The organism is Neisseria sp. P0009.S007 (assembly GCF_051962515.1).
This window is the reverse complement of the sequence record NZ_JBQCVF010000297.1, coordinates 1-1,586: the sequence shown is the minus strand read 5'-3', so window position 1 is coordinate 1,586 and position 1,586 is coordinate 1. Positions and strand designations below refer to the sequence as shown.

The 1,586-nt window shown below is 55.5% G+C and carries 1 protein-coding gene; it reads left to right on the top strand.

The features are described 5' to 3' along the window. The coding region (dxs, locus tag ACTHS3_RS12630; protein ID WP_440368095.1) for a 1-deoxy-D-xylulose-5-phosphate synthase at positions 1-1,586 on the top strand (1,586 nt) is incomplete at both ends.

Here is a 1,586-nt window from a genome sequence, read left to right as displayed (position 1 = left end):
GACCATTTGGTCTGGGATGTCGGCCATCAAAGCTATCCGCACAAAATCCTCACCGGCCGCAAAAATCAAATGCACACCATGCGCCAATACGGCGGTTTGGCGGGTTTCCCAAAACGCAGCGAGTCGGAATACGACGCGTTCGGCGTGGGGCATTCTTCCACATCCATAGGCGCGGCTTTGGGCATGGCCGTTGCGGACAAACAGTTGGGCAATAACCGCCGCAGCGTCGCTATCATCGGCGACGGCGCCATGACGGCGGGTCAGGCGTTTGAAGCCCTGAACTGCGCAGGCGATATGGATGTCGATTTGCTGGTTATCCTCAACGACAACGAAATGTCGATTTCCCCCAATGTCGGCGCGCTGCCGAAATATCTTGCCAGCAACGTCGTGCGCGATATGCACGGCCTATTGAGCACCATCAAAGCCCAATCGAGCAAAGTATTAGATAAATTGCCCGGAGCGATGGAGCTTGCCCAAAAAGTCGAAAACAAAATCAAAACCTTGGCAGGCGAAGCGGAACATGCCAAACAGTCGCTGTCTTTGTTTGAAAACTTCGGTTTCCGTTACACCGGCCCGGTGGACGGCCACAACGTTGAAAATCTGGTGGACGTATTAAAAGACTTGCGCGGCCGCAAAGGCCCTCAGTTGCTGCACGTCATCACCAAAAAAGGCAACGGCTACAAATTCGCCGAAAACGACCCTGTCAAATACCATGCTGTCTCCAAGCTGCCGAGCGAAGTGCCTGCGCCGGAAGTCAAACCTGCCGCGGCTAAACCGACTTATACGCAAGTTTTCGGCCAATGGCTGTGCGACCAAGCGGCGGCTGACGAGCGTTTGGTTGCCATCACGCCTGCCATGCGCGAGGGCAGCGGCTTGGTTGAGTTTGAACAGCGATTCCCCGACCGCTATTTCGACGTCGGCATCGCCGAGCAACACGCCGTTACCTTTGCCGGCGGTTTGGCATGTGAAGGCATCAAGCCCGTCGTGGCGATTTACTCCACTTTCCTGCAACGCGCTTACGACCAGTTGGTACATGACGTTGCTTTGCAAAACCTACCTGTTTTGTTCGCCATCGACCGTGCAGGTATTGTCGGTGCAGACGGCCCGACCCATGCCGGTTTGTACGACTTGAGCTTTTTGCGTTGCGTGCCGAATATGATTATTGCCGCACCAAGCGACGAAAACGAATGCCGCCTGCTGCTCTCAACCTGCTATCAGGCAAATTCGCCGTCTGCCGTCCGTTATCCGCGCGGTACAGGCACGGGCGCAACCGTTTCAGACGGCCTGGAAACCGTTGAAATCGGTAAAGGCATCATCCGTCGCGAAGGCGAGAAAATTGCCATTATCGCCTTTGGCAGCATGGTTGCCCCATCATTGACCGCCGCCGACAAGCTGAACGCGACCGTTGCCGACATGCGCTTTGTCAAACCGATAGATGAAGAACTGATCGTCCGTCTTGCCCGAAGCCATGACTACATCGTTACCGCTGAAGAGAATGCCGAACAAGGCGGCGCAGGCAGCGCGGTGTTGGAAGTGTTGGCGAAACACGGCATCTGCAAACCGGTGTTGCTGTTGGGTGTAGAAGA